This window comes from Nocardia sp. NPDC051981 (assembly GCF_040680715.1).
Classification (GTDB): domain Bacteria; phylum Actinomycetota; class Actinomycetes; order Mycobacteriales; family Mycobacteriaceae; genus Nocardia.
Window position 1 is genome coordinate 48,477 of the sequence record NZ_JBFAXK010000033.1, and the last position, 21,721, is coordinate 70,197.

20 protein-coding genes are annotated in these 21,721 nt (G+C 65.5%); 12 read left to right on the plus strand and 8 right to left on the minus strand.

All coding sequences use genetic code 11. The features are described 5' to 3' along the window. Positions 1-189: 189 nt before the first annotated feature. The 5 genes from AB0L60_RS36890 to AB0L60_RS36910 form a co-directional block, all read right to left on the minus strand. Positions 190-825 (minus strand): Uma2 family endonuclease, encoded by a 636-nt coding sequence (locus AB0L60_RS36890; RefSeq protein WP_364624093.1) that lies wholly within the window; start codon positions 823-825, stop codon positions 190-192. A gap of 142 nt (positions 826-967) precedes the next feature. Next, a complete protein-coding gene (locus tag AB0L60_RS36895; protein ID WP_364624095.1) occupies positions 968-1,252 on the minus strand; it encodes a hypothetical protein in 285 nt (94 codons plus the stop codon). A gap of 102 nt (positions 1,253-1,354) precedes the next feature. Further along, the gene (locus AB0L60_RS36900) at positions 1,355-1,648 is read right to left on the minus strand and encodes a transaldolase family protein (protein WP_364624097.1); all 294 of its coding nucleotides are present in this window, start codon (positions 1,646-1,648) and stop codon (positions 1,355-1,357) included. Positions 1,649-1,821: 173 nt separating this feature from the next. Continuing rightward, the gene (locus AB0L60_RS36905) at positions 1,822-2,283 is read right to left on the minus strand and encodes a hypothetical protein (protein WP_364624099.1); all 462 of its coding nucleotides are present in this window, start codon (positions 2,281-2,283) and stop codon (positions 1,822-1,824) included. An 86-nt stretch (positions 2,284-2,369) separates the two neighbouring features. Further along, positions 2,370-3,260 (minus strand): alpha/beta fold hydrolase, encoded by an 891-nt coding sequence (locus AB0L60_RS36910; protein WP_364624101.1) that lies wholly within the window; start codon positions 3,258-3,260, stop codon positions 2,370-2,372. A 611-nt stretch (positions 3,261-3,871) separates the two neighbouring features. Here AB0L60_RS36910 and car point away from each other — a divergent pair. Then, on the plus strand, positions 3,872-7,384 hold the full coding sequence (gene car, locus AB0L60_RS36915) for a carboxylic acid reductase (RefSeq protein WP_364624103.1): 3,513 nt from the start codon (positions 3,872-3,874) through the stop codon (positions 7,382-7,384). Between the two features lie 1,003 nt (positions 7,385-8,387). Further along, positions 8,388-9,302: a PQQ-binding-like beta-propeller repeat protein gene (locus tag AB0L60_RS36920; protein ID WP_364624105.1), complete on the plus strand. Its 915-nt coding sequence runs from the start codon at positions 8,388-8,390 to the stop codon at positions 9,300-9,302. A 787-nt stretch (positions 9,303-10,089) separates the two neighbouring features. Here the strand turns inward: AB0L60_RS36920 and AB0L60_RS36925 are convergent. Beyond that, on the minus strand, positions 10,090-10,542 hold the full coding sequence (locus AB0L60_RS36925) for a hypothetical protein (RefSeq protein WP_364624107.1): 453 nt from the start codon (positions 10,540-10,542) through the stop codon (positions 10,090-10,092). A gap of 276 nt (positions 10,543-10,818) precedes the next feature. Between AB0L60_RS36925 and AB0L60_RS36930 the strand changes: the two genes are divergently transcribed. The 6 genes from AB0L60_RS36930 to AB0L60_RS36955 all read left to right on the plus strand — a co-directional run bounded on the left by AB0L60_RS36930 (position 10,819) and on the right by AB0L60_RS36955 (position 15,124). Further along, positions 10,819-11,250 (plus strand): hypothetical protein, encoded by a 432-nt coding sequence (locus tag AB0L60_RS36930; protein ID WP_364624109.1) that lies wholly within the window; start codon positions 10,819-10,821, stop codon positions 11,248-11,250. Positions 11,251-11,327: 77 nt separating this feature from the next. Next, positions 11,328-11,876, plus strand: a complete 549-nt coding sequence (locus AB0L60_RS36935; protein ID WP_364624110.1) for a hypothetical protein — start codon at positions 11,328-11,330, stop codon at positions 11,874-11,876. A gap of 191 nt (positions 11,877-12,067) precedes the next feature. Beyond that, positions 12,068-12,967, plus strand: coding sequence for an alpha/beta hydrolase (locus tag AB0L60_RS36940; protein ID WP_364624112.1), 900 nt, complete (start codon positions 12,068-12,070; stop codon positions 12,965-12,967). After that, positions 12,964-13,602, plus strand: coding sequence for a TetR/AcrR family transcriptional regulator C-terminal domain-containing protein (locus tag AB0L60_RS36945; protein WP_364624114.1), 639 nt, complete (start codon positions 12,964-12,966; stop codon positions 13,600-13,602). Before AB0L60_RS36940 ends, AB0L60_RS36945 begins: the two co-directional genes overlap by 4 nt. Positions 13,603-14,192: 590 nt before the next feature. Continuing rightward, complete coding sequence (locus tag AB0L60_RS36950; protein ID WP_364624116.1) at positions 14,193-14,564, plus strand: hypothetical protein; 372 nt, start codon at positions 14,193-14,195, stop codon at positions 14,562-14,564. A gap of 329 nt (positions 14,565-14,893) precedes the next feature. Continuing rightward, positions 14,894-15,124, plus strand: a complete 231-nt coding sequence (locus tag AB0L60_RS36955; protein ID WP_364624118.1) for a hypothetical protein — start codon at positions 14,894-14,896, stop codon at positions 15,122-15,124. 128 nt (positions 15,125-15,252) lie between these two features. Here the strand turns inward: AB0L60_RS36955 and AB0L60_RS36960 are convergent, their stop codons facing one another. After that, positions 15,253-15,972: a hypothetical protein gene (locus tag AB0L60_RS36960; protein ID WP_364624120.1), complete on the minus strand. Its 720-nt coding sequence runs from the start codon at positions 15,970-15,972 to the stop codon at positions 15,253-15,255. Between the two features lie 167 nt (positions 15,973-16,139). On the opposite strand from AB0L60_RS36960, the gene AB0L60_RS36965 reads away from it, so the two are divergent. The 4 genes from AB0L60_RS36965 (at position 16,140) to AB0L60_RS36980 (ending at position 20,698) form a co-directional block, all read left to right on the plus strand. Continuing rightward, positions 16,140-16,952 (plus strand): crotonase/enoyl-CoA hydratase family protein, encoded by an 813-nt coding sequence (locus AB0L60_RS36965; protein WP_364624122.1) that lies wholly within the window; start codon positions 16,140-16,142, stop codon positions 16,950-16,952. A 76-nt stretch (positions 16,953-17,028) separates the two neighbouring features. Next, positions 17,029-18,579, plus strand: coding sequence for an AMP-binding protein (locus AB0L60_RS36970; protein WP_364624125.1), 1,551 nt, complete (start codon positions 17,029-17,031; stop codon positions 18,577-18,579). Further along, positions 18,495-19,571 (plus strand): glycoside hydrolase family 3 C-terminal domain-containing protein, encoded by a 1,077-nt coding sequence (locus tag AB0L60_RS36975; RefSeq protein WP_364624167.1) that lies wholly within the window; start codon positions 18,495-18,497, stop codon positions 19,569-19,571. The genes AB0L60_RS36970 and AB0L60_RS36975 overlap by 85 nt, the downstream gene beginning before the upstream one ends. Positions 19,572-19,987: 416 nt before the next feature. Next, positions 19,988-20,698: an IclR family transcriptional regulator gene (locus AB0L60_RS36980; RefSeq protein ID WP_364624127.1), complete on the plus strand. Its 711-nt coding sequence runs from the start codon at positions 19,988-19,990 to the stop codon at positions 20,696-20,698. A 264-nt stretch (positions 20,699-20,962) separates the two neighbouring features. On the opposite strand, the gene AB0L60_RS36985 is transcribed toward AB0L60_RS36980, so the two are convergent. After that, positions 20,963-21,703, minus strand: a complete 741-nt coding sequence (locus tag AB0L60_RS36985; RefSeq protein ID WP_364624129.1) for an SDR family oxidoreductase — start codon at positions 21,701-21,703, stop codon at positions 20,963-20,965. Positions 21,704-21,721 lie beyond the last annotated feature (18 nt).

The following is a 21,721-nucleotide window of genomic DNA, read 5'->3' on the forward strand; positions in this document are numbered from 1 at the left end:
ATGCTCTATGACGCGAGAAAGGTTCGGCTGCAACCGAATCGGGAGAACGCACCGCCATCGCAGATCCGGCCCGCCTGGACCCGCGAACGTGAGGGTTGAGAGAAGGCGATCGGTACCCGGTACAGATACAAGTAGAGCCGGTCCGAAGACCGGCTCTACGAGCTGATTGATGAAGTAAGGGAGCAGCTCTCAGAGCTCGAACTCGATATCGGCGACTCGAACTGGTGTGCTGATCGGCTTCGTCGACGTGAGCTGATATTCACCGTCGGATGGGCTGGAGTGCAGTGTCCAGGTTTCGCGTGCCGGATCGACGATCAGGTATTCGGGAACTCCGGCCTCGGCGTAGAGGCGGGCCTTGTCGATGTAATCGGCCTCGATGCTGCTCGGCGAAACCACCTCGAAAAAGGCCAGCGCGTTCCGGGCATGGAGGGCCTCACCCTTGCGGAAGATCGCCACGTCGGGGGCCTTGTCGTTCTCGCCGGTTCCTGCGATCTTCACGTCCGATGTGGTGGAGAGCTCCGCGTCCGCGAGCCGGACCCGAAAGGCGATCTCCTGGATGATGTTCCAGTGTTCGGGTCGTTGAGGGGACACCACGATCACATCGCCTTTCGCGTCTGCGCGAAATCCTTCGGGTACGTCCATGCCGGCAGCTACTTCCACAAGCTGGTGGTGCAGGCTCATCGGGGCTCCTCGTTCTCCGTCGCCGTAGCCATGGTAGCTAGCAGCAGTCGCGTAGATACAAGAAGAGCCGGTCCGAAGACCGGCTCTTTGCCGGGCTGACAGGATCTGAACCCGCGACCACTCGACCGCCAGGGATGCTGCCATGGCATCTGTGTACGTCGCACGTCATCCGCGTGCAATCCGAGATCACCCGCGAACAGGCGAAGTTCGTTGCGACGCAAGCCGTGTGGTCCGCAGTTGGTCCCCACCCGTCACCGCGCCCCGTCCGTGCACCTGGATCGCTTGATCACCTGGCACGGCGTGGACCTGCGCCGTCACCCACAGCAACCCAGTGGCGGTTGGTCACCGGAAGCATGCGGCCGGTGAAGTGAGCGGTCGTCGGCTTGGTGTAGAGAACAGCCGCTTGCCCCGTGGTCGTCGGCAGGAACTTGGCAGTGATCGTGGGGTCGGCCGCGCTGCCGAGTGCGATGAACGCCGAGGTGCTGTAGGAGCGCAACAAGCTGATGTATGCGTCGTGCAGGACCGGGGCGACCGCGAACGGCGAGGAGCAGGCCATCACGATCAAGATCACGGGGAGGAGGGTGAGCACGGGCACCACTGCCAAGGCAATCGCCGGCGGCCTCATCACGTCCAGGACGAGGGTGTGCTTCAGCGAAAATGCTCGAAGGCATCCTCACCTGGTTGCCAACACATCCACGCTCTGTCGGCGAACCCGGATAGAGTGGCGATCTCCGGGTCGACCCTGACTTCGCAACACCCGCCGCAGCGCGAGCGCGCGGATCTGGTCGGCATAGCAGTCGCTGCCGGTAATGGCCTTGGCGAAGATGGTCGGGCTGGTGGTCGTACCGACCACGTGCCGGTCACGAACCAGATCGGCGAGGCTGCCGTCGGCGAGGCGTTCGCGGCTGAGGTCGTCGAGCCAGATCGACACCCCGGCCCGGGTCAGCGCAGTCAGCGGATCGGGCATCTCATGTCCTCCTTCCACTCGATGCCGGATGTGGCTCGGGTCGAGTTTCCCGTAGGCCCGGGGTCGCTGCCTCGGTGCGGTGTTTTCGCTGGTTTCGGGTCTGCGGGCATGACTGGTCGATGGGCTGGAGATCGACTGCCTTGTGACGGCTGAGGCGCGGAAGACACACACGGTCACCCCGCATAGGGATCGAGGTTGCCATGCGTGCGGTGGTCGCCCCCCTCGGCGGGCTGCAGCCAGCGAGCCGGGACGCGCAGGGGCTCGGGTAAGCCCACGGGTCGGTCCTGGTCGTCCACCAACCGTCCGCGCACGCGATATTCACCACCGGGCAGACCCAGCGCGGTGAGTGCGGTGACCTGCTCGTCGGTGAGCGCGACCGCGATGCTGGGGCCTTCGGTGATCGGTCGCCCTTCCACCATGGCCGGAGTGCTGGTCGAGTCCACTTCGGTGACGGTGAGCCGGAAACGAGTACCGGTCATCCACCACCACGCCGACGCCGGCGTGCCGGGTTGATCACGGTCGAGACGGCGCCCCGGCGAAATCCGGTGTGGAATCAGCACCGCATAGGTTTGCCCGACCACGACGTCGCGGGCCTGCATGCACTCAGCCTGCGCGTACGCATCGGTGCTGGTCAAGCTACTGTCGTTGTTTTTCATACGAGTCCGGGACCCATAGAAGGCACCACCCGCAACGACGCCAACTACCCGGTTCTGCCGCTGGTTCAACCTTCGCCGTCGCGTTGCGGCGCCCATTCCCGGATCGCGGCGATGATCTGCTCGGGCGCGTCTTCCTGGATGTAATGGCCCGCGCCCTCCAGGATGACGGTGCGATGCTGCGGAAAGACCCGCTCCCAGCGCCGACGCTCCGGTTCGCGGAACGCCACATCCTTCGTCGGCCACACCAGCAACGCGGGCTTGTCACCCAGGGCGGGCAGCCCTCGCTCGATCTCGGCGAGAAACGGTCGGCTGCCGAGGATTTCGCGAGGGAACACGTGCATCGGACGCCTCGACTCGGACGTCGGGAACGGCCCACGGTAGGCGTCCATCACCGACTCCGATAGCCTCCGGCGCCGGACACCGAGCGGTATGAGCCGCTCGACGAAGAGGTTTCGACGCAGGATCAGGTAGCTGCCGATCGGACCGCCCAGCGTCCGGGAGAACACCTGTGTTCCCAGATCCGATTTCGGCCAGGCCCAGGTATTGCCGATCACGAACGCGGCGAACCGATCCGGATGCCGCGTCGCGACCGCGAACCCGATCGGGCCGCCCCAATCCTGCACCATGAGCATCACGCCCGATAGGTCGAGCTCGGTGACGAATCGCTCGACGACTGTCGCGTGCTCAGCGGGCGTGAAACCGTATTCAGGGCCCGGGCGTGAGAGGCCGAACCCGGGGTAATCCAAAGCGATGCAGCGAAATTGGCCGCTGAGATGGGTGATCAACTCACGGTAGAGAAACGACCAGGTGGGGTTGCCGTGCAGAAGTAGCAGGGGTGGACCGATGCCTTCGTCGACGTAATGGACGCGAGCGCCGGCCAGGTCGAGATAGCGGTGCTCGAAGGGGTATGAGTCTCGGGGCACCCAGGACGGAATTGCCGGTGAGTCTTCGGACATGTCGACCTCCTCGGGCGAAGCACACGGAGTAGCTGCTGCGGATCGCATTCGCGAAACACCCACCCGACCGGATTGACCACCATTGAACGAACTGCAAGTTAAAAACCCGCCGCCGCAAACAGGCTTTATGACCGAAAGCGGTGGGTTCCCGAGACAGTAGAAAAGTGCCGTTTCTCGACGCTACGGACTGCTGTCAAGGCCATCGAAAAGATTTGTACACCTGGATATTTGGTCGTGAACAGTCAACTGTTCGCAGCTGAACGCAATTTCGAAAGACGTTGGCGGGCGGCGGATTCAGTGGGGGATCGTTGGGTCTTCGTCCGGTCCGGGGTGCCCTCGTAAGCACGGAGCCTTGCGTAACTGACCCCCGGAGTACGTCGGCGAACCGTTCTTGATGCTTGCGATGCCCAGGTGGCGGGCACGTGGCGCCGACCGAGTGCGGCGTCGCCACGTGCCCGCGATTGCGTCGGTTACCACAAGCCCGCGATGTCGCCGCGCATTCGCCCAGTCCCCCGTGATCGTGGCGCGCGCCGGAGGCACGGAACTAGACTTCGAATTTGCCAAAGGTTTTCTCCAGTTGTAGCCCGTCGAACGACCCAGGGAGACCGGCCATGGCGACGCATACGTGGGAAACCGAACAGCAGCACCGCATCGACCAGGTCTTCGCCGACCAGCAGGTGCGCGATGCCATGCCGTCGGAGGAGGTCATCGCCGCCGCCGCGCGGCCCGGCCTGCGACTGGCCCAGATGGTCGACACCGTCGCGGCCGGGTATGCCGACAGGCCGGCCTTGGGCATGCGCGGTACCGAACTCGGCACCGACGCCGCCGGGCGCCGGGTCCGTCGGCTGTTGCCGCGCTTCGACACCATGACCTACCGGGAATTGTGGTCGCGGGTGGGCGCGCTGGCCGCCGCATGGCACCGAGACCCGCAGCATCCGGTGCGTGCCGGTGACTTCGTCGCGATCCTCGGATTCACCAGCCCCGGCTACATCACGGTGGACTTCGCCTGCACCCGGCAGGGCGCGGTATCGGTGCCACTACAGGTGAGCGCGACGCCCGCGCAGTGGGCGGCGATCCTCGCCGAGACCACCCCGCGGGTGCTCGCCAGCAGCCTGGAGATGCTCGACGGGGCCGTGGACGCGGTGCTCGCCGGAACCGCCACTCCACAGCAACTGCTGGTCTTCGACTACCACCCGGAGGACGACAGCGACCGTGCCGCCATGGAGGGCGCCCGCCACCGCCTGGCGCAGGCCGGCAGTCCCATCCTGGTGGCCGAGCTGAACGCCGTGCTCGACCGAGGCAGCAGCTTGTCTCCCGCCCCGTTGTTCGTGCCCGCCGCCGACGAGAATCCGCTGTCCATGCTCATCTATACCTCGGGCAGCACCGGCACCCCGAAGGGCGCGATGTATACCGAGGAGATGCTGGCCGCGATGTGGCGTACCCGCTACGGAGCCGATGGCACTTCGCTGCCCGCGATCGAGCTCAACTACATGCCACAGAGCCACCTGGCGGGACGGATGCAGGTGGTCAGCACGCTGATGCGTGGTGGCACCGCGTATTTCACCGCCGGCAGCCACATGTCCACCCTGTTCGACGATTTCGCACTGGTGCGGCCCACCGAGGTGTCCTTCGTCCCGCGGGTATGCGATCTGGTATTCCAGGAGTTCGTCAGCGAGGTGGAACAGCGCGTCGCGGACGGCGCCGACCGCACCACCGCCGAGCGTGAGGTGCGAATCGACCTGCGGGAGCGGCAGTTCGGTGGCCGCGTGCTGGCGATGAGCTGCGGGACCGCGCCGCTGTCCGCCGAGACGCGGGCCTTCATCGAGTCCGTGTTCGAACTGCCGCTGCACGACGGATACGGTTCCACCGAGGCCGGAGGCATCATGCGGGACAACCACATTCACCGACCCCAGGTGCTGGACTACAAGCTCGCCGACGTGCCCGAACTCGGCTACCACCACGACGACCGGCCGCATCCGCGCGGCGAGTTGCTGGTGAAGACGATGACGATGTTCCCCGGGTACTACAAGCGGCCCGAGCTCAGCGCGGAAATGTTCGACGCCGATGGCTTCTACCGCACCGGCGACATCATGGCCGAGATCAGCCCCGACGAACTGGTGTACGTGGACCGGCGGAACAACGTGCTGAAGCTCTCGCAGGGCGAATTCGTCGCCGTGTCCCAGCTGGAGGCCGTATACGCGATCAGCGCGCTGGTGCGGCAGATCTACGTGTACGGCTCCAGCGAGCGCGCCTACGTGCTCGCGGTGGTGGTGCCCACCGACGAGGCGCTGCATGCGCATCCGGACGATCTGAAGGCCGCCGTCCTGCAGTCGCTGCAGAAGATCGCGCAGAATGCCGGGCTGGCCTCCTACGAGATACCGCGCGACATCATCATCGAGACGCACCCGTTCACCCGCGCCGAAGGGCTATTGTCCGGTGTCGGAAAACTGTTGCGGCCCAAGCTGAAGCAGCGCTACGGGGACCGGCTGGAGGAACTCTACCGGGAGCTGGAACGGCAGCAGACCGACGAATTGACCGCGTTGCGAAGCGGGATCGGTGACCGGCCGGTGCCGGAGATCGTGCACCGCGCGGTGCGGGCGCTACTCGGCTGCGCCGACGCCGATATCCGGCCCGACTCGCATTTCGGCGATCTCGGCGGCGACTCGCTGTCGGCACTGTCACTGTCCAACCTGCTGCAGGAGATCTTCGGGATACAGGTCCCCGTCGGCGTGATCGTCAGTCCCGCGGTCGATCTGCAACAGCTGGCCGGATACATCGAGGAGGAGCAGGTTACCGCGGGGCGCAGCGCGACCGCGGTCTCGGTGCACGGCACCGGCGATCGGATCCGCGCCGCCGACCTCACACTGGAGAAATTCATCGACGCCGGCACTCTCGAGGCCGCGCCCGCGCTGCCGGCGGCGGCCACGACGCCGCGGACCGTGCTGCTCACCGGTGCCAACGGATACCTGGGCCGGTTCCTGTGCCTGCGCTGGCTGGAGCGGCTGGACGCCGTCGATGGGGCCCTGATCTGCATCATCCGCGGCAAGGACGCGGACGCGGCGCAGGCACGGCTGGACGCGGTGTTCGACTCGGGCGATCCGGCGCTGTTGCGGCACTATCAGGAGCTGTCCCAACGTCGGCTGCAGGTGCTACCCGGAGATATCGGATACCCGAATCTCGGTCTGACGGAAAAGGATTGGCAGCGGCTGGCCGACACCGCCGACATGGTCGTGCATCCCGCCGCGCTGGTGAACCACGTGCTGCCCTACGATCAGCTGTTCGGCCCCAACGTCGTCGGCACCGCGGAGGTGATCCGGCTGGCCCTCACCGGCAAGCGCAAGCCGGTTACGTACCTGTCCTCGGTGGCGGTTGCCGGCCAGGTGCCGCCCGGGAGGTTCGCCGAGGACGGCGACATCCGCGAGATGAGCCCGGAGCGGATACTCGACAACAGCTACGCCAACGGCTACGGCAACAGCAAGTGGGCCGGCGAGGTGTTACTACGGGACGCGCAGGAGCGGTTCGGGCTGCCGGTGGCGGTGTTCCGCTCCGACATGATCCTCGCGCACAGCTATTACGCCGGGCAGCTCAACGTGACCGACATGTTCACCCGGCTGCTCCTCAGCATCCTGGTGACCGGCATGGCGCCGAAGTCGTTCTACCGCACCGACTCCGGCGGCCATCGGCAGCGCGCGCACTACGACGGCCTGCCCGCCGACTTCACCGCCGACGCGATCGTCACCCTCGGCGGCCGCGCCACCAGCGGCTATCAGAGCTTCGACGTCCTGAACCCCTACGACGACGGCATCTCCCTGGACCAGTTCGTCGACTGGCTCATCGACGAGGGCCACCCCGTCCAGCGCTTCGACGACTACGGCGAATGGCTGTCCCGCTTCGAGAGCGCCCTGCTGGCCCTACCCCAGCAGCAACGCCAGCAATCCGTCCTCCCGCTTCTGGACGCCTACCGTACCCCCGCCGCACCCACCCGAGGGTCCGTCCTCCCCGCCGACCTCTTCCGCGCCGCCGTGCAGCAGGCCAATCTCGACCCCGACGCCGACATCCCCCACCTTTCCCCCGCCCTTGTCCACAAGTACGTCGACGACCTGCACCTGCTGAAGCTCCTCTGACCTGAGCAGAGCACCGGGTCGGTCTTGTCGGCCCGCCTACGCAGGACGGGCGATCTCGAGGCGCGGAGAGGCTGAGGCTCATCGCGTGGAGGTGGCCGCCGGCACTGTTGCAGTCGTTCCGAAGCTCGGCGCCTACCGCCGCCACCGTCGTCTATCAGGCTCTGCTCCCAGCTTTCGACTCAGGACGAGTAAGCCTGCGCGAGAGGCAAATTCACTGGCCATCGTGACGAATCGATCGAAGACGGACAGCTGCCTGGCGCGACTTGTCGATGTGCCGGGCAGAGCGTCCATCCACGCACTCCTTCGAACTCGGATACAGCCGATCGGTGGTACCCGGCGAATACCGAGGTAAACGGCCTGATTGCTCGACTGGGGTTTTCTGGTTCCGGTGAACTACCGGGCAGCGAAACCGCTCCGGTCCCATTCCCACCTCGGAAGTGGCTGATACCTTGCGTGGGGGCGCGTCCAGACTGGAGTCTGGATCAGAGCGATGCTTGGAGGAGACAGCCGCATGAACTCGGCCGCACAGTGGTTCACCGGTCGGAACAGGCGCGGGATCTGGATCGTGGTGCTGGTCGTGGTGGTGGGCGTGGCGGCGATCGTGTGGACGGACCGGTCACCTCGGCAGTCGCAGCAAGCGACTCCGGTGTTGGGCGGCAGGTTTCGTATTTCGCCCCAGCTCGGCTCCGCTCCCGCCCCGCGGTGGACGGTGCGCGCCTCGGATCTGTCCGATGAGCCCGGTGCGGTCCTGCTGTCAGCCCCGCACAGTTTGGGCCGCTACTACGGATACGGCGAGCCGATGGACGCCGGGACGATGATCGTGGCGGCCACCGCGGTGCCGGGTAGCGCAACCGGCGAGGCTGGATTGCCGGTCGGTCCGGTGCGAATGCACGGTATCGACCCGGGCACCGGAAAGCCGCGCTGGACAACCGATGTCGGTGAAATCGACAGCTGTGGTGAAATCGTAATCGAAGGGCTGCTCACCTGTCACGGCACACATCGAGTGCTGATCGTCGACAGTGCGACCGGCAGGGTACTCGCCGACCACACAACGGATTTCGAGGTCATGGACATCGCGGTCCGCGACGGCGTTGTCTCCGTTGCCGGGCGCACCGCGGACTGGCAGACCGCTGTCATTACGCGGGGGACCGTTGCCGATATCGCAGCGACCTGGCGCAAGACGTATCCGACACCGATTCCCGGCGAACCCGTTATTCCCCGGATCGACGCCCCGGATTACTTCCGGGAAGGGCGCGACGGCAAGGTCCGCGTATACGATTTGCGTTCCGGTGAGCTGCTTTTCACCGCTCCCGTCGGCTATGTCTTCGACGGCGGCTTGATCGCCACGCAGGTGATCGATCGCAGCGGCAGTGCGGGAACAGTCGCGCTGCTCGGACGCGATGGCCACCGGATCACCGAGGTCGCCAATGCCAGCTTCATCCTCGAGTGGTATCCGGCCGCAACCGCGACACCACTGCCGATCCTTACCGGGGAGAGCGCCTACGACCGGACGAATGGCCGAGTTCTGTGGACCAATGCGCTGATCGGCCTCGACGATCCCACGGGACGCAAGGGCGCGATAGTGGGAGTGGTGCGCGATACGGTGATTGTCCGATCGCTCGATGGCTCAACGCTTTCCGGTCTCGATCTCACCGACGGACATCGGATCTGGCAGCAGCCGTCGCCATTCGCGAACACCTCACAGTTCACGAGGTACGAAGGCATCACCGACGCAAGCCATCTCATCTTGACCGACGGCGTCACCGTGCAGGCGATCGATGGCGCAGACGGTTCATCGGTGTGGTCAATGCCATTGCCGCCCAGCGGTGATTCTCGATTGCACTCCGCGGTGCACGCGATGGGCGGTCGCATGGTCACAACGACCGCCCAGGAATTCACCGGGTACGCTGCGGATTGATCACATGGTCGCGTCGGTCGGTCGGTCGGTCCCGGTAGATCCGAAATGCCTTGCGATCAGCGGCCGAAGCGCTCTCTCCGACTATTTCGGCGGCAGCCAGTAGTGCTCGATGTACATGTGGCAGTGCGGTGACGTGCAGGCTGCAGCCTATTGCCGGTGGACCTCGTCTACCGCCCCGAGCGTGGCGACCTGCGGGCGGCGCCCGGATTTGACGCCTTGCGCGCAGGCGGCGGCCAGGTCTCGCGGGTGAGTTCGTTTTGCAGGTCGCGCTGGAACTGGCCGACCGAGATCAGCACGTTGACTCAGTGCACACGAGTTCGAACGAAAAGCACGGTAGCGCAGACGAGTTCGCGACACGCCGATGTTCGAAGTCCACTGCACACATAGCCGAACACCCACGACAACAATGCAGAAGAGTTCGAACATTGACAGCCTGCGGAACACCTTGGCGCTGAGGGTGTCTCGCGAACGAAGGTATCCAGACGACCCGTCTGCTGCCGACTCGCATCGGATGCGACTCTCTCGCATCCGATGCCGAGCGCTGCGGAGGGTTGCGAATACAGCCCTGATCAGTTCATATTTCGAATTTCTTTGGATTTTCGGCGAGTTCTACCAGGACCCCGTCAGCGCCGGATCCCGTTCAGTTACATCACTGCTGCCGAATCGGCCGGCGGCTCGAACACTCGATCGACGGTTCCGGATTTCGCGCGGTGCGGCATGAACCGCCGCGATCGGTAGGAAATCACCTATATGTCAAACGTGGCCGTTGTCCCTCGAGAAGGCGGGTTCAGGAGCCGAAACTCCCGGTGCCGATACTTCCGGCGCCATCACAGCCGTAGGTGGCCGGAGTCGGCACGGGGGTACCGGCGGGTGCGGCAGCAACCGTGACGGTCTGCGACGCGAGCAACTTCCCCTGGGTCAGGGTGATCGTGTGCGCACCCGCGGTCGCGGGAGTCCACTTGACGTGAATGCCGACGGTAAACCCCTGGAAGCCCGAGAAGAAGCAGGTCCCGTTGTCACGGAAGGTCACTCGCTCCCACGGGAGAGAAAACAGCGTGGGGGAAACCGTCCCGTCGATATCCACGTCGGTACCCACCACGAAACCACCGGCGGGGGCGTTGATGGTCATGGCCGAATCCGCTGACGCGGTGGCCGTCGTGAGCCCGACCATAGCGGCCGCCGCCATCAAACCCACTGCACCCCGGCCGATTCGGCGGACAGTCGCACTGCTTGTACTCATGTATCACTCCTGTTCGAGGACTGGGCGGTCAGAATCGGAGGCTGCCGGTTCCAGCGCTGCCGCTGCCGCCGCCTCCGCACCCCTGGGTCGCCGGAGTTGGCACCAGGGCGCCGGCGGAGGCCGGGCCGAGTATGACGGTCTGCGCGGCCGTCGTGACCAATCCCGATGCGCCCCAGCCGATTCGACGAGAGAAGGTCCTACTTGCACTCATCTGAAGCTCCTGCTCATGAATCCAGCCGATGGGGTCCACGAACACTAACGTTCACAGAGTGTGAAATGAGGAAATTCCAGATCTTCCTCGGCCCCAGATTTCTGGGGCAGCCGACTCCGATCGGCTCGGCCGGGCAGGACCGGGCACCGTCGTCTTCCTCGCTGCCGCAGGTCAGCACTGAACACGACGCACCGGATCGGGGGTGCCCAGCTGGTCGAGACATCCCGAGCAGCGAACAGGCAGCCGTCCGCGGGGATCTCAGCGAGTTCGTCCTGATCGTTCTTCGTCAGCACCTGCACCGGCCGCAAACCCGCGCTGACCGACACCCAGGCCTGCCAGCTGCGCGAGCGCGCAGCAGTGATGAGTTGAAGTCGTTGCTGGCCAAGGAATTCCGCATCAGCCGCGAAATCGCCGACAGCTACCTGCGCGCCGACACCGTCACGGGCTGCTGGCAAGCTGAGACCGATCCCGCCGCCTGGCGCGAGCGACGGTGGTAATGGCTCGATGAGGTTGTGCGGCGGGCTCGTTCCCCTTGCGCTGTGCGGATTCGTTTGGTGTGCAGAAGGAGTGTTCGGTGTCGAAGGACGTGCTGCTGTTCTCGGACTATTGCCAGATCCACGTCTTCGACCAGGACACGGCCGAGGATGTGTGCGGCCTCTGGGGCCCGGGCGATTCCCCGGCAGGCGGGTACCTGGCGCTGGGCAGGGACGCGGTCGCGGTCGAGACGGGTGTCAACGGGGGCCTGGTAGTCGCCGTCGAGGTCACCGATGGACCTCCGGCCCTCGGCGCCGATGCCGAGGTCGTGCTGGAGTGCAGCCTGCACGCCGGTTCCGGTCGCATGGTCCTCGGATCGCCGGCGCTGTCCCCACAGGACGGCCCGGCATTCGACGTACCCGCTGGCTGGTTGCGGCTTCGCGTGTCGATGGCCTGGTGGCCCGACGAAGAGAGTCCTCGGGTCGACACCGTGGCCGCCGCCGACCTCGACGAGGCCAGCATCCCGCTGTACTCGCGCGACGCGCCCAGCTTCGAGGTCCTCAACCGCGTCCGCCTCCAGTTCTGGCCTGCCGGACCGTCCGAGCCTGCTCTGGTCCGCGGATGGGTCGGCGGTACATACGAGTCGTAGGCGTCACCGTCATATGTCAGGAAATAGGCTGAAATCGACACTGGATCAACACTTTTCGTCGCAGGTCGGAGTGTGGCGCTCTGGCGTACCCCGAAACGACAGTCCGGCGCCATCTCGGCTCGCGTATCTACGATGTAGACTTAGTCTACAATGTAGATATCAGTGGGCTGACTGTGGCGGAGAGGATTGCGATGGACGGCGGCAGGGTTCGGATCGTCGACGTGCCTGGTGCGCGCCTGCACACCGAATGCGTGGGGGAGGGGCCGGCGCTGGTATTGATCGCCGGGGGCGGTGGAGACGCTGGAATTTTCGCCGATGCCGTTGCCATGCTCGGACGGGATCGCACCGTGATGACGTTCGATCGGCGCGGGAACTCGCGCAGCCCGTTCACCGGGGCTGGTGGCGCTATCGACGTGACCACGCAGGCGTCGGATGTGGTGGCAATACTCGACGCCTATGGCGTGGAGCGAGCTGAGGTATTCGGCAGCAGTGGCGGCGCGATCATCGTGCTGGAACTGTTGACCCGATATCCGGATCGGGTGCATGCCGCGGTGGTGCACGAGCCACCGCTGGTGCAACTGCTGGAACCCGACGATCCGGCGCGACAGGAGATCGAGCGCATCGGTGAGTTGGCGGTGAGGCATCCGATGCGTGCCTTCGCCGCGTTCGGGGTGATGACCGCACCACAACTTCCCCGGTTGTTTCGCTCCAGCATCGGCCAGGTTGTGCTGGCGGCGGGTGCTCGGGCGGGACTGGCTGCGGGATCGGTCGTGCGCCGGGTCACCGGCCGGGCCCCGTCGGTGATGACGCGCATGCTCGGCAACATCGATCTGCTGTTGCGTCGCGAACTGCCCTGCTTCTGCTTCGATTACCGGCCCGACCTCGACGCCGTGCGCGCCGCCGCCGTGCCCTGGCGGTTGGCGGTGGGCCGCGACAGCGTTGGCCGCCCGTATTACGCAGCCACCGAGAAACTTTCGCGAGAGGTCGGCGCGATCTGCAGCGTGTTTCCGGGTGGGCACACCGGATACCAAACCCATGCGACCGAGTTCACCGCCCGGCTGGTGGAGGTGTTCGGGGAGCTCGACTCGTGAACAGGAAGGCTGCCGCACCGCGGCGGGATGCGCCGACCCGGACCGTCCTGAACCGGGACTACATTGCGGTCGTAGCGTTGTCGGTGATCGATGAGACCGGAGTCGACGCCTTCTCCATGCGGAAACTGGCCACAGCACTGGGTGCGGATCCGATGGCGGCGTATCGGCATTTCACCGACCAGCAGGACTTGCTCGATGCGGTGGCCTCGGCGATGTTCGCCGAACTACACCTCGAGGAACTGCCCTGGCACGCCGACTGGCGCGAGCTGATGCGCTCGTATGCCCTGCGGCTGCGATCGATGCTGGACCGGCACCCGAAGGCGATACCGGTCCTCGCTGGTCGCCCGGCCCGACACGGTGAAGCCATCGACATCGGAAACCGGATGATCGCAACCTTGCAGACGGCGGGATTCCCGCCGGGTACAGCGCTACAACTGACGCGGTGCCTGCAGGAATACGTCCTCGGTCACATGCTGGCGAAAGCGGGCGACAGCGCCGGCCGTAGTCGCAAACCCGCACCGGACTCGCCCGACTACAACCTCTTGGCCGTTGCCGACGACGCGGCGGTGGGAACCGATCACTTCGACATCGCAGTGACGGCCGTGCTCGAGGGGTTCGGCCGCCACCTCACATGACCGGAAACCGGTGCGCGGGGAAACACTCCGCACTTTCGCGGCCGAACTCGACGACGCGGGCGCTCGCGTGCACATGTACCGCTTCGACTGGCGCCCCGAGGGATCCGCGTTCGGCGCGACACACGGCGTCGAACTACCCCTGCTCCTGGGCACACGACAAGCATGGCGATCAGCACCGATGCTCGGCACCACCACATGGACCGATATCGGACGACTCGGCGCTCAACTACGCAGAGTCTGGGGCTATTTCGCGCGAACCGGGCACATTGACACCGAATCACCGACAGACCTACCGATGATCTGGGGTCCCGGTAGGGCTGCTCCACGGTGAGAATTGGGCTGATGGCGCGGTGAGCGACTGGGTCGCGTCCGCATGAGGCTGCCGCACCATCGGCGCTGGTTTGCCACCGAGTGGGTGGTGCGGTCAGTCCTCTTCGTCGACGAGGCGTTCGGAATCTTCGCCGCGGCCCTCGCCGCGAATCAGGGTGTCAGAGCGGGCGAATTCCGGGTTTGCCCTGATGCGCGCCAAACCTTCTGTGCGACAGGCTGAATCCCGGGTCGGGACACAGTCGATAGGAGTTGATTCACACATGGCTCAACGGTTGCTGGTAGGTCTGAGCGCTGCCGCTCTGATCACCGCGGCGGCTGGCGCGCTCGCCCCGGCGGCAAACGCCACGGACCTGGCCGACGGGGTGTCGTGCAGCGGTCGCAGCTGCCGCAACGACACCGACGACACCTACCGGGTGCGAGCCCGGGTGCGATGCACGGGCACTGTTGGCTCACACGAGATCTCGGTCTTCGTCGACAGCCACTCCACCCAATGGGTGAGTGCCTCGTGTCCGGATGAGTTTCCCAGTAAGGGCGGAATCAAGGACTGGAACTCTGTGACGGGCATCGACTACCTGAGCGCCACGGTAGACAACAACAGCCGCCCTGCCCCAGCGTCGAGCGGGTCGTCCTGATCCGGGACGAATTCCACGAGGGGTACGGGATTCCAGCGGGTACCGTTCGGCGTAAGGTGCGCCACCCGGCGCCGATGCTCGCCACGACCGGGCCCGCTCCCGCCGCCGACGACACCCGGTACGCCTACGAATGGAATACAACGGAATCCGCTGCCTGGCATGGATTTCCGACGGCGTGTGCCACATGATCACGATCAGGGATGGCCGTTCCCCGTCGTCGGCCCCGGGCACTGTGTGACGCTGCCGGAGTTGCAGAACGCGTTCTCCAGCGCACTCGACCCGGCCTGCCTGCCGGTTGTCCTTGCTCTCGCCGGGGAGATGATGTTCTCATGACCGCCTTGCTGATCTTGAACTATGACGTGACGGAGACGGCGGTGAATTCCGTACGGGCACACCTGCGGTGGCGGTGGAACCAACTCCGCGGGATTCCAGACGACCGGCCCGTCATAGAACCAGGTGCGCTCTGGCGAATCGTGGCCGCGACCCTGGGAACCGCTGCACTGTCTATCGTGTGGTGGTTCATCGCGGGCCGGGCCATGATCGAGGCCGCCCAGGGTTGACCCGACTTGTTCACCGTCGTCTGCAAGGGCTGGGACAGTGCTGACTATAGGCAAAGTACGTCGGATCTCCCGGGCTATCCGGGTGGGAGTTTGGCCCTGGTCGGAGTGTTCGAGATGTTGATGATGGGTCAGGTTCTCTGTCCATCTTCGAGTAGCTCGAGCCATAACGTCAGCGCGTGATCCTGAAACTCTTTCATCTGCTCGATCAGTTCGATGAGTGGCGTCAGTGGGGCGAGCTCCTCCGGCAGCAGCGGATCGCGCACGATGGTGCTGATTACCGCACTGCCGAGCAGTAGCGATGTCCGGGCGTCTTCTGTGACTGTCCGAGCATTGCTGGTGCGGGTTGCGTCCGCGAGTGCTCGAGATGCTTCCTGCAGGTGTCGTGTCCGAGATGTGCTGTCCCACAGGCGACGTACGGCTTCACCGTCTTCGGTGCTCAACTCGTCGATTCGGTACACGTGGCATTCGGGTGCGGCGCCGAGTCTCGACAAGGTCGCCCGAAGTCCATCGGTGCCGTGATCGAGATTGTTCGGCCGTAGCGCTACCGCAGGAGTCCAGTCGGCCACACCGGCCAGCAACAGTGCGTTGTTGTGCGCGCGTAGCGCCGCTCGGTCGCTGCGTCTGACGCGGGAGTGTTCGACGGCGTTCCACGTGCCGTCCCACGGCACCATGCGCTCGATGCGGCTTCGCCAGCTGCTGACCTCGGTGTAGGCGGGCAGCGCTTCGGTCTGCAGCCGGTATGTGCCGCGGGTGGTGCGGGTGATTCTTCCTTCCGTGCACATTCGGGCGGCAGACACTCTCATGTTCGCCGCGGTCAGACCCATGATCTCGCCGGCGAGCGTGAGCATGTCGAGCCCGAACTCGGCCTCCGGACTTGCCGTCAGGAGGTCGAGGATGACCCGGGCGGCGGTGGGCCGCCCATCGACTTGAAACACAATTTGATCCTACTCTGTTCAAAGTTGTTACAAGCGGCTACGCTCCTCGCAACCATCAACCGACCGTCAGGAGGCCGGCTGTGTCATCCAATTCTTCCCCCGCCTGCCCCGCGCAGACCGCGACGGACATCGTCGTCGAACGTGACGGTGGTGTCACCACTGTCGTGCTCAATCGCCCCGATCGGCGTAATGCTGTCGACGGGCCGATGGCGGCGCAGCTTCGTGATGCGTTCGAGCAGTTCGAAGCCGACGACTCCCAGCGCGTGGCCATCCTGTGGGGGGCCGGCGGAACATTCTGCGCCGGCGCGGATCTCACAGCAGTGGGAGACCCCGCGCGTCGCCACGAACTCGATCCCCACGGCGGCGGTACCGGGCCGATGGGTCCGAGTCGCATGGCACTCGGCAAACCTCTCATTGCCGCGGTGAGCGGGTATGCCGTGGCAGGCGGACTCGAACTTGCTCTTCTCGCGGATCTCCGAGTCTGTGAGCAGGATTCGACGTTCGGGGTTTTCTGTCGCCGCTGGGGGGTGCCCCTCATCGATGGCGGCACCGTGCGACTTCCACGCATCATCGGTCAGGGGCGCGCACTGGACATGATCCTCACAGGCCGCCCCGTGGGCGCCGATGAGGCGCTTTCCTTCGGGCTTGTCAATCGGGTGGTCGAGACGGGCACCTCGCTGGAAGCGGCACGAGAGATCGCGAACCAGTTGTTGCAGTTCCCGCAGGAGTGCATGTTGGTCGACCGGACATCGGCATACCGGTCTTTCGATTTGACCCTCGATGCCGCGCTGAGGGCTGAAGGAACCGATGGCGCACCGATCGTCGAGCGCGAGGGCGTCGCTGGTGCTGCGCGATTCGCATCCGGGGCCGGGCGTCACGGCAGCTTTGCGTAAATCCGAACGGTTTGAGACACACGGGATTCCGCGACACACAGCACGAGATTCCCAGAGGCACAGAAGGATCGTCACCATGAGCCCATTGACCCGAGACCTGATCGTGCGGGGCGCCCGCCCGCACAGCGAGCGGACAGCAGTGATCTGCGGAGACCGACGGATGACCTTCCGCGAGGTCGACGAACTCAGCAGTCAGCTGGCACATGCCATGCTTCAGCACGGATGCGAATACCGTTCACGTGTCGCACTTCTGGTCAACAACAGCATCTACTCCGTCCCGACCGACTTCGCATGCGTCAAGGCCGGCGTCAACCGCGTACCGCTCAATTCCCGGCTCTCCGTCGAGGAGCACAGCCGGATGATCGCCGAAACCGGCTGTACCGCCCTGTTCTACGGCCCGGACCTGGCCGACCGCGCGCAGCAACTGGCCGAGCGGTTCCCGCAGCTGCACTGTGTGGGCCTCGAGTCGTCGTTCGACGACACCCGCACCCTCTTCGATATCGCGGCTACCATGCCACCCACCGTCCCCGACGTCACCGTCGAGCCCGACGACGTGATCTTGACCCTGTTCACCTCGGGCACCACGGGAGTCCTCAAGGCAGCGCAGCACACCCAGCGAACGTATGCGGGTATCGCGCGCAATGTGCTCCTGAATCTCCTGCCGGTTGCACCCGACGACGTGATGGCGCATTCGGCGTCGCTGATCCACGCCAGCGGGGTGTTCGTCCTCCCGTTCTGGTTGCGTGGTGCCACCACCTTGGTTCTTCCCGGATTCGATCCCGACACCTTCGTCGAGCAGATCGCCACCCACCGGGTCACCTCGACCATCCTGGTACCGACGATGGTCCAGATGCTGTTGCAGCGCACCAGTTTCGACCCCCAGCTCGTCTCGTCGCTGCGATACCTGATCTACGGGGCGTCGCCCATGCCGCTCGTCACGATCAAGGAAGCGATGGCGGCCCTGCCCCACGTGCAGTTCCTGCAGTATTACGGGCAGACCGAGGCCCCTCTGTGCCTGACTGTCCTACGCCACGAGGATCACCACGGCGAGCGCCTGCTCTCGTGTGGGCAACCCGCCCTGGATGTCGAAATCAGGCTGGTCGACGAACACGGAAACGACGTCGAGGTAGGAACCCCCGGCGAAATCGTGGTGCGCTCACCATCCGCCGTGGCCGGCTACTTCAACGCGCCCGAACTCAACGAGGCCACCTTCACCGCCGGCGGTTGGGTTCACACCCGTGATGTCGGTGTCTTCGACGAGCACGGGTTCCTCTACCTCAAAGACCGGCTCTCCGACATGATCGTCTCCGGTGGATACAACGTCTATCCCCGGGAAGTCGAGGAACGACTGCTCGCGCACCCGGCTGTCGCCGAAACAATCGTCGTGGGAGCACCCGACCCGGTCTGGGTCGAGGCCGTGACAGCAGTTGTCGTCCTCGCGCCCGGCCATCACGAATCCGAACAGCTCCGCAGCGAACTGATTGCCTTCGTCGCCGAGGGGCTCGCCTCCTACAAGAAGCCCCGCAACCTCGTGTTCCGCTCATCCGTTCCCAAGACGGCAGTCGGCAAGCTCGACAGGAAGTCCCTCCGCCAGGAGTTTCGCGAGCAGAGCGAAACGACCATCTAACCGAATCACATGGTGCGCAACGCCCGAGACGCACCCATGAACGACAGCATCGCCGTGTACTCGCGCACGCGCAGTCCACGTCCGGTGGCGGACAGCGACGATGTGCCGCAGGCGATTCTGAATCCGCCGTCGCGGGCCTTCGGCGTCGAACTCGCGAGGCCGGGCGGCCGGTCCAGCTCACCCTCGAGTTCCGGCCCGAACTGCCCGGTGGATTCCCCGTCGCCCGGCTCATGCTCGAGACCGAGGAGGTCTTCGGCACTCCCGCCGAGGAATTGGCGCGGGCCGAGGAACTGGCCGCGGCCGCCGATGTCGCGATCGTGGTCGTCGGCACCACCGAGACCATCGAATCCGAGGGCATCGACCGCCCCACGCTGGCCCTGCCCGACGGTCAGGAGGAGCTGGTGCGGCGGGTGCTCGCGGCCGACCCACGCACCGTCGTGATCGTCAATTCCGGTGGCCCGGTTGTGCTGCCGTGGCCGAGCGAGGCACCGGCGACGCTGCTCACCTGGTTCCCGCAGCAGTTCGGCGCCGTGCTGGCCGATGTCCTCAGCGGCGCCACTGAACCCGGTGGCCGGATGCCCACCACCTGGGCTGCCGCCGAGGCCGACGTGCCGGTCTGGCAGGTGGAACCGGTGGATGGGCGCCTCGACTACGCCGAGGGCATCCACGTCGGCTACCGCGAGTGGCTGCGCCGGGCCGCCGCCGGCGGGCCCGCACCGGCTGTCCCGTTCGGGCACGGGCTCGGCTACAGCGGCTGGGAGATCGCCGACCCGGCCCTCGCGGCCGGGAGCGACGAGCAGGCCGTTGTGGCCGTCGAGGTCACCAATGTCGGTCAGCGCGGCGGCAAACACGTTGTGCAGGCGTATGTTTCACGCACCGCGGCGTCGGCGTTCGATCGTCCCGTGTGCTGGCTGATGGGGCACGCGGTGGTGCGCGCGCAGCCGGGTGAAACCGTGACCGCGCGCCTGGAATCTGCTCACCCGCCTCGATGACGTCATCGCCTGTCGTCCATCGATCGTCACGGTGCTCATCGGCACCAACGTTGCGGCCGCGCGCTTTTCGCGCTCCTGGCCCGACGACTACATGAAGGGACAACACCTGCCGTCACCACCACCGACGGACTCCACCTGACCGAACCGGCTGCGGCCCAGATCGCCACCCTGGTCGAACAATTCGTCGCCGCGACGCGGCTCGCGAGCGAATAGGCGAGCCACTGGCAGGACGGGCGTCACTGGCCATTGGACAGAATGAATTTCAGTTTTGCCTTCACGTGAGGTCGGTACGCTGCTAACTTGGAGCTGTCACTAGAATCAATTTCAGTTAATTACTCGGAGGTCCCGTGAGTGCCTCACTCCTCGAAGGTTCACAACCGCCGAGCGCGCAGCTCCCACCCTCGATGATCGAGCGGATGAGTCTGATCCTCGACACGTTTCCCTACCGCACCAGCTATCTGACACTGGACGACGTCGCCCGGAGCACCCGGCTGCCCCGCTCGACGGTGCACCGGATCATCGACCAGATGGTCAGAGTGCGGTGGCTCGATCGCACCAGCTTGGGTTACAGCCTGGGGCCGCGGGCACTGCAGGTGGGCCGCAACGACGACGCCGACGCACTGCGATCAGCAGCCGCGCCGTTGCTGCACGCACTGATGCTGCGCACGGGTATGACCGTGCACCTGGCAACCCTCGACAGGGGGCAGGTGCGCTTCCTCGACAAGATGGGCGGCCACGTCGCCCGCAGCGTGCCGTCGCGGGTCGGCGCGACAGCGCCCGCACACGCGACGGCGCTGGGAAAAGCAATGCTGGCCTGGCTCACACCCGAAGATGTCGACAAACGCGTCGAGGGCGCGATGATCCGCTCGACCGCGAGCACCATCATCGATATCAACCAGCTGCACAAGCAACTCAGCGCTGTCCGTGGCCGAGGCGGCGTGGCGTTCGCGCGGGGCGAGTGCTTCGACGACATCGCCTGTACCGCTGCGGCAATCCGCACCCCGCGCGACACCCCGCTCGGTGCGATCTCGCTGACCGGCAAGCCTGACGCGCAGCTCGAGCAAGTCGCCCCACTGGTGCTCGGCGCCGCCCGGCAGGTCACCGCCGCGATCTTCCACAGCTCCTGAGTCGCGAACCGCAGAGCGGCAATCCTTTCGGAGCCCCACAACAAAGTGCAACAGCTCGCACTGGTCAACGTCGTCGTCGCGGCGGTCTCGGTGCTCACCTCGGAGCGCGAGGCGATAGTGGTTGGGCGGGTGGGGGATTGCGGCGTCGCCGGGTAGCTCGACGCCGCGTCGAAAACGCGACGATGCGGCTCGGCGCCGGGTGATTGTCCGTGCCGGGGCTCGCATCGTCGTTCGTATTCGCGTCCGGATCCGTTGGCGGCCGGGCTATGCCATGAAGGCGGCGCCGCCGTCCACGCTGAGTGTCGTCCCGGTCACGTAGCTCGCGTCCGGTCCGGCCAGGTAGACCACGGCACGGCCGATGTCGTTCTCGGCGTCGCCGACGCGGGGGATGGACAGGTTGGTGAGGATGTTGTCCAGTTGTCCCGGGTGCTTTTCGAATTCGGCCGCGGCGGAGTCGGACAGGACGAACGGGCAAATGGCGTTCACCGTGATGCCGGACCGGCCCCACTCCCGCGCGGCGGCGCGGGTGATTCCCGCGATGGCGGACTTGGCCGCGATGTAGGTGACGAAGTTGGGAACGGCGGTCACTTCGGAGCCGGATCGGAGGTTGATGATTCTGCCGCCCCCGACGAGGTGCGGGTAGCAGGCGCGCATGAAATACAGGGTGGCCATCGGGCCGGTGTTCATCGCCAGTTCGATGTCCCTGTCGCTGGTTTCGGACAGCGGTACCAAACCCCCTGCCATGGCATTGTTCACGAGAATGTCCACGGTCCCGAACCGGGCGACGACCTTGTCGACAAAGGCGTTGACCTGGGCGCTGTCGCGGATGTCGCAGATCTCCGCGAGCACGGTCTCATCGCCGAGCTCGGCGATGAGACCGTCGGCCGGTTCGACATCGGCGATGGCCACCCGGGCGCCGGCGTGTGCGAGAGCTAATGCGATGCCGCGACCCACGCCACCGGCTGCGCCGGTGACGATCGCGACTTTGTCCTTCAGGGTTTGCATGCGTGTTCTCATTTCTCG

Bases quoted from the DNA above. Each gene is read 5' to 3' on its own strand.
- AB0L60_RS36890 (WP_364624093.1), bottom strand. From the start codon at position 825: ATGGCAGCATCCCTGGCGGTCGAGTGGTCGCGGGTTCAGATCCTGTCA.
- AB0L60_RS36900 (WP_364624097.1), bottom strand. From the start codon at position 1,648: ATGCCCGATCCGCTGACTGCGCTGACCCGGGCCGGGGTGTCGATCTGG.
- AB0L60_RS36910 (WP_364624101.1), bottom strand. From the start codon at position 3,260: ATGTCCGAAGACTCACCGGCAATTCCGTCCTGGGTGCCCCGAGACTCA.
- car (WP_364624103.1), top strand. From the start codon at position 3,872: ATGGCGACGCATACGTGGGAAACCGAACAGCAGCACCGCATCGACCAG.
- AB0L60_RS36925 (WP_364624107.1), bottom strand. From the start codon at position 10,542: ATGAGTACAAGCAGTGCGACTGTCCGCCGAATCGGCCGGGGTGCAGTG.
- AB0L60_RS36930 (WP_364624109.1), top strand. From the start codon at position 10,819: ATGAGGAAATTCCAGATCTTCCTCGGCCCCAGATTTCTGGGGCAGCCG.
- AB0L60_RS36940 (WP_364624112.1), top strand. From the start codon at position 12,068: ATGGACGGCGGCAGGGTTCGGATCGTCGACGTGCCTGGTGCGCGCCTG.
- AB0L60_RS36950 (WP_364624116.1), top strand. From the start codon at position 14,193: ATGGCTCAACGGTTGCTGGTAGGTCTGAGCGCTGCCGCTCTGATCACC.
- AB0L60_RS36955 (WP_364624118.1), top strand. From the start codon at position 14,894: ATGACCGCCTTGCTGATCTTGAACTATGACGTGACGGAGACGGCGGTG.
- AB0L60_RS36960 (WP_364624120.1), bottom strand. From the start codon at position 15,972: ATGCTCACGCTCGCCGGCGAGATCATGGGTCTGACCGCGGCGAACATG.
- AB0L60_RS36970 (WP_364624125.1), top strand. From the start codon at position 17,029: ATGAGCCCATTGACCCGAGACCTGATCGTGCGGGGCGCCCGCCCGCAC.
- AB0L60_RS36980 (WP_364624127.1), top strand. From the start codon at position 19,988: ATGAGTCTGATCCTCGACACGTTTCCCTACCGCACCAGCTATCTGACA.
- AB0L60_RS36985 (WP_364624129.1), bottom strand. From the start codon at position 21,703: ATGCAAACCCTGAAGGACAAAGTCGCGATCGTCACCGGCGCAGCCGGT.